Annotated in this window: 4 protein-coding genes; all 4 read left to right on the top strand. The window is 44.6% G+C overall.

What is annotated here, in order from left to right:
- The first annotated feature begins 226 nt into the window (after positions 1-226).
- The 4 genes from dnaK to ftsH3 all read left to right on the top strand — a co-directional run bounded on the left by dnaK (position 227) and on the right by ftsH3 (position 6,122).
- Complete coding sequence (gene dnaK / locus PN447_RS14115) at positions 227-2,284, top strand: molecular chaperone DnaK (protein ID WP_271763666.1); 2,058 nt, start codon at positions 227-229, stop codon at positions 2,282-2,284.
- Positions 2,285-2,347: 63 nt separating this feature from the next.
- The gene (locus PN447_RS14110; protein WP_271763665.1) at positions 2,348-3,343 is read left to right on the top strand and encodes a DnaJ C-terminal domain-containing protein; all 996 of its coding nucleotides are present in this window, start codon (positions 2,348-2,350) and stop codon (positions 3,341-3,343) included.
- A 49-nt stretch (positions 3,344-3,392) separates the two neighbouring features.
- Positions 3,393-4,166: an aminotransferase class IV gene (locus PN447_RS14105; protein ID WP_271763670.1), complete on the top strand. Its 774-nt coding sequence runs from the start codon at positions 3,393-3,395 to the stop codon at positions 4,164-4,166.
- Between the two features lie 117 nt (positions 4,167-4,283).
- Entirely contained in the window at positions 4,284-6,122 is a 1,839-nt protein-coding gene (gene ftsH3 / locus PN447_RS14100; protein ID WP_271763664.1) for an ATP-dependent zinc metalloprotease FtsH3, read from the top strand.
- Positions 6,123-6,297 lie beyond the last annotated feature (175 nt).

The following is a 6,297-nucleotide window of genomic DNA, read 5'->3' as shown; positions in this document are numbered from 1 at the left end:
GATAGCGGTAGTCTTTCTTGTAAATCTTAAGAGAAATATCGCGTCTGGCTAAGGCGTGCAAGTCTACTGAGGGATAACCGCTCCCATGCTCCTGTTGAAGTAGAAAGTAAAGTCTAGCTTTGTCTAGGTTTTATATAGCAGGTGTTTTCATCCAATATCCAACAACTAGAGGTAGTACCGCATAATTAAATTAAACGTACAAGACACACTAGGAGAAGAGTAACCCATGGGCAAGGTAGTCGGCATCGACTTGGGTACAACCAACTCAGTAGTCGCCGTAATGGAGGGTGGCAAGCCGGTGGTGATTGCCAATGCAGAAGGAATGCGCACAACCCCCTCTGTTGTCGGCTTCAGCAAAGAGGGCGAAAGGGTTGTTGGGCAAATGGCCAGACGGCAAACTGTTCTCAACCCCCAAAATACATTTTTTGCGGTTAAACGCTTTATTGGGCGGCAGTATAATGAACTCAGCCATGAATCTAAGCGTGTACCTTATACTATCCGTAAAAACGAATTAGGTAATGTGACAATTCCCTGTCCACGTCTGAAAAAGGATTTCGCCCCAGAAGAAATTTCCGCCATGGTGATCAAAAAATTGGCAGACGATGCTGGTCGCTATTTGGGGGAAACCGTGACAGGGGCGGTAATTACGGTTCCCGCTTATTTTAATGATTCTCAACGACAGGCTACCCGCGATGCTGGCAGAATTGCTGGTTTAGAAGTGTTGCGGATTCTTAATGAACCTACAGCCGCATCTTTGGCTTATGGATTAGATCGGGGTGCAACTGAAACTATCCTTGTTTTTGACTTGGGTGGTGGGACTTTTGATGTCTCAATTTTGGAAGTTGGTGATGGCATTTTTGAAGTTAAAGCTACCAGTGGAGATACTCAACTAGGTGGTAATGACTTTGACAAACAAATAGTAGATTGGTTAGCAGATAAATTTCTGGAGGCTGAAGGGGTAGATTTAAGACGCGAGCGGCAATCTTTACAACGCCTTATGGAAGCCGCAGAAAAGGCGAAAATTGAACTTTCCGCTGTCAGCGTCACCGAAATTAACTTACCCTTCATCACTGCTACGGAGGACGGCCCTAAACATCTAGAGACTCGCCTGACTCGTTCTCAGTTTGAGGGTTTGTGTGTGGACTTGATGGGACGTTTACGTACACCAGTTAAACGCGCACTCAAAGATTCTGGACTCTCACCGGTAGATATTGAAGAAGTGGTACTAGTTGGTGGTTCTACACGCATACCAATGGTGAAGCAGTTAGTACGTGACTTAATTGGGATAGAACCTAACGAAAATGTTAATCCTGATGAGGTGGTGGCAATAGGTGCTGCTATTCAAGCCGGTATTCTGGCGGGTGAACTCAAAGACGTGCTGCTTTTGGATGTGACACCATTATCTTTGGGACTGGAAACCATTGGCGGTGTGATGAAAAAACTCATCCCCCGTAACACTACTATCCCAGTGCGCCGTTCTGATATTTTCTCTACATCAGAAAATAACCAAAACAGTGTGGAAATTCACGTAGTCCAGGGTGAGAGGGAAATGGCATCAAATAACAAGTCACTGGGACGTTTTAAGCTCTATGGCATCCCCCCAGCACCAAGGGCAATCCCCCAGATTCAAGTATCTTTTGATATTGATGCTAACGGTATTTTGCAGGTGACAGCCCTCGATAGAACCACCGGACGAGAACAAAGTATCACAATTCAAGGGGCTTCTACTTTGAGTGAGTCAGAAGTCAATCGCATGATTCAGGATGCTCAAAAATACGCGGATGTTGACCGAGAACGCAAAGAAAGAGTAGAAAAACGCACTCGTTCTGAGGCTTTGATTCTACAGGCAGAACGCCAACTAAGAGAAGTGGCACTGGAATTTGGTATGCAGTTTGCCCGCAATCGCCGCCAGCGAATTGATAGTATTTGTCGGGAACTGCGTGAGAGTCTCCAGGAAAATGAAGATCGCGGCATTGATCAAGCCTATGCTGACTTACAAGATGCTTTATATGAACTAAACCGAGAAGTTCGGGAGTATTATGCTGAGGACGAGGAGGAAGACTTGTTTGGCACGATTCGTGACATTTTTACAGGCGGTGATAAGGAACGGGAACCCAATTTTTCCCGTGATACATATCGCGAACGTGATTCCTATGGTAGAGATGACAACAAGGGTTACAGCAAAGATAGGCGTTCCCCAGCCTATGATCAGCGTTCCTCTCGCAAGCCTTCTCGACCAAGTTACCAGGATAACTGGGATGATGATGAGGATGATTGGTTGTAGTTATTAGTCAATATTTAACAGTCAACCGTCCGTTACTACAATTAAAAGTAAAATAACTGAACTATGCAAAATTTGCAGAATTTTCGCGATTACTATGAAATTTTAGGAGTACCTAAGGATGCTTCCGGTGAAGAAATTAAAAAGGTTTATCGCCGGTTAGCAAGACAATATCACCCGGATCTCAATCCGGGAAATAAAGCCGCAGAGGAAAAGTTTAAAGATATCGGTGAGGCTTATGAAGTCCTTTCTGATACAGCCAGACGATCGCAATACGACCAGTTTAGCCGCTACTGGAAACAAAAAGGGTTTACGGCTAGCAAAGCACCCAAATCTAAAAGCTGGTCTAGTTCCTCCAATGGTCGCAGCACCACTGAAGATGTAAATCCCGAACAATTTTCCGATTTTGAGAGTTTTATTAATCAAGTTATTGGTGTAGGGGGTCGTCAAGACACCAGAAATGTTACTAGTAGTACCAAAAGCGACCCATTTCGTTCTCCTAAAAGTCGGGTTGAGTATACGGTTCCCAAAAGCCCACCGCGCACACCCCGCCGAGATATTGAAGCTAGATTAACTTTACCACTGGAAAAAGCTTATGAAGGTGGCAAAGAACGGATTCGCCTAGAAGATGGGCGATCGCTGGAAGTAAATATGCCCCCAGCTATGGTAACAGGTCAAAGTATCCGGTTACGCAATCAAGGTATTGGTGGTGGTGACCTCTACTTGAAAATTACAGTATTGCCCCATGGGCTATTTAAACTAGAAGGGTTCAATATATTTTGCCAGGTTCCAGTCACTCCCTGTGAAGCAGTTTTAGGAGGACAAGTAGAAGCACCGACTTTAGATGGCCCTGTGAAAATGACTATCCCTCCGGGTGTGAGGAGTGGTCAAAGACTGCGGTTAGCAAATAAAGGCTACCCTGGGGAAAATGGTAAACGTGGGGATCAATTAGTAGAAATTCAAATTCTTACACCTAAAAGTATCACACCAGAAGAACGGGAACTTTATGAAAAACTGCGGGAAATAGAAACTTTTAAACCCCGCGCTGATTTATTAGGATGATCTCAAGTGGTAAATTAACAATGGTTTAACCCCCAGGGAGGTTAGTTTTATTTATTGGTACCATGGCAAACTCAGAGAATCTCAAACCCTAGAATTAGATATTCACGACCCGGGGTTACTTTATGGGGCTACGGTATTTACAACAGTGCGGGTTTATGAGCAAAGCCTAGATAGTAGTTTAACTAACTGGGTGGCACATTGCCATCGCCTACTGTTATCAGTACAAGCTTTTGGTTGGCGAGAACCAAGCTGGGAACTGGTGCGTCAAGGTGCGGAAATTCTGGCGGAAAATTTCCCCATTCTCAGAATTACCCTGTTTGCGGATGGGAGGGAGTGGATAACTGGGAGGTTATTACCACCAGATTTAATCACCAAGCAAAAACACGGTATTACCACAACTTTGGCAATGTCGAACTTGTATCGCAGTCTTCCTGCTCATAAAACTGGTAACTACCTGAGTGCTTGGTTAGTGAAGACTCACGCCCAACAGTTAAATTCTCAGGAGGCCATTTTTATCGATGGCGCGGGTAATTGGCTCGAAACTACCACAGGTAACCTTTGGGGATGGCAAAATGGTAGTTGGTGGACACCACCACTCACAGAGGGAATATTACCGGGAATTGTGCGATCGCAATTGCTCAATCATCTGCCCATGGTGCATGAGTCGCCCTGGAATGCCGAATTAGTCAGGGGATTTGAAGCGATCGCCTACACTAATAGTGTGGTAGAAATTATCCCCATACATACGGTTCACCAGCCTATAGGGTCTCTACAATATAATCCCTACCATCCTAGTTTGGAACAAATCAGAGAGCTTTTCTAACATGACAGCCGTCATGTTATGTTATACCTTAAGATAAGTTAACATAATTCTTAATAATGCCCTCTCATATTAGAGAAGCTACGCTAACTCACACAAAATACAGGAGGATAGACCTCAGTGAATAAAAGATGGAGAAATGCGGGGCTTTATGCACTGCTTTTTATAGTTGTCATCGCTTTAGGAACAGCATTCTTTGACAAACAACCTCAAACTAGAGAAACATGGCGATACAGTCAATTTATTCAAGAAGTTGACAAAGGCAGAGTAGATAGAGTCAGTCTGAGTGCAGACCGCTCTACAGCACTTGTTACCTCCAGAGACGGTGACAAAAAGATTGTGAATTTAGTCAATGACCCTAACTTAATCACTAATTTGAGTGACAAGGGCGTTGATATTTCTGTTCTCCCCCAAACTGATGAAGGATTTTGGTTTAAGGCACTGAGCAGTTTATTCTTCCCTGTATTACTTCTGGTTGGCTTATTCTTCTTACTACGTCGCGCTCAAAGTGGTCCTGGTAACCAAGCTATGAACTTTGGTAAATCCAAAGCCAGAGTGCAAATGGAACCCCAAACTCAAGTTACCTTCGGTGATGTCGCCGGTATTGACCAAGCCAAACTGGAATTAAACGAAGTAGTAGACTTTCTCAAAAACGCCGACCGCTTTACCGCAGTAGGGGCAAAAATTCCTAAAGGTGTATTGTTAGTAGGTCCTCCTGGTACAGGTAAAACCCTCTTGGCTCGTGCTGTAGCTGGTGAAGCTGGTGTACCCTTCTTTTCCATCTCCGGTTCTGAGTTTGTAGAAATGTTCGTAGGTGTGGGTGCTTCCCGCGTCCGCGATTTGTTTGAGCAAGCTAAGACCAACGCCCCCTGTATTGTATTTATCGATGAAATTGACGCGGTAGGTCGTCAACGGGGTGCAGGTTTAGGCGGTGGTAACGATGAACGGGAACAAACCCTCAACCAGTTACTCACCGAAATGGATGGTTTTGAAGGCAATACCGGTATTATCATTATTGCCGCTACCAACCGTCCTGATGTCTTAGATGCTGCTCTGTTGCGTCCTGGTCGTTTTGACCGTCAGGTAGTTGTAGACCGTCCCGACTATTCAGGACGTAGCGAAATTCTTAAAGTTCACGCCCGTGGTAAGACCTTAGCCAAGGATGTAGACCTGGATAAAATCGCCCGTCGGACTCCTGGGTTTACGGGTGCGGATTTATCCAACTTGCTCAACGAAGCTGCAATCTTAGCAGCACGGCGGAATTTAACTGAAATTGCTATGGATGAAATCAATGATGCCATTGATCGCGTCTTAGCTGGACCAGAGAAAAAAGATAGGGTAATGAGCGAAAAGCGCAAAACCCTAGTAGCATATCACGAAGCTGGTCACGCTTTAGTGGGTGCTTTAATGCCCGACTATGACCCAGTACAAAAAATCAGCATTATTCCCCGCGGTCGTGCGGGTGGTTTAACTTGGTTTACTCCTAGTGAAGACCGCATGGATACAGGCTTGTACAGCCGTGCTTATCTGGAAAATCAAATGGCGGTAGCTTTAGGCGGTCGTCTGGCTGAAGAATTAATCTTTGGTGATGAAGAAGTTACCACAGGTGCTTCTAACGACTTGCAACAAGTAGCCCGTGTGGCCCGTCAGATGATTACCCGCTTTGGTATGAGCGATCGCCTCGGTCCAGTGGCTTTAGGTCGTCAGCAAGGTAATATGTTCTTAGGCAGAGATATCATGTCAGAGCGTGATTTCTCCGAAGAAACTGCTGCTGCTATTGACGAAGAAGTGCGTAAACTCGTTGATGCAGCCTATATACGTGCTAAAGAAGTATTAGTTAACAACCGCCACATTCTCGATGAAATCGCCAAAATGCTGGTGGAGAAAGAAACAGTAGATGCTGAGGAATTGCAAGAGATTTTGACAAACAACGATGTCAGAACTGCTGCTTTTGCTTAACTAACTTTGGTTGCAGTTTAACTAAAACTGGGGTGATTCTGGGTTTTCCAGAATTACCCTATTTTTTTTAGCATATTGAGTATGCTTAATTACTTTTAAATTAAGAAAGGTAGGTTGGGTAGAAAGCAGTGAAACCCAACAAAATCAAGGTTTTGGTTTTGGGTTACTCTGATCA

The organism is Anabaena sp. CS-542/02 (genome assembly GCF_028331085.1).
Classification (GTDB): Bacteria; Cyanobacteriota; Cyanobacteriia; order Cyanobacteriales; family Nostocaceae; genus Anabaenopsis; species Anabaenopsis arnoldii.
Note: the sequence above shows the minus strand (reverse complement) of the source record. Positions and strands in the feature narration are given on the sequence as shown.

Excerpts from the sequence above, each read along its gene's own strand:
- dnaK (WP_271763666.1), top strand. The coding sequence starts at position 227 with ATGGGCAAGGTAGTCGGCATCGACTTGGGTACAACCAACTCAGTAGTC.
- PN447_RS14110 (WP_271763665.1), top strand. The coding sequence starts at position 2,348 with ATGCAAAATTTGCAGAATTTTCGCGATTACTATGAAATTTTAGGAGTA.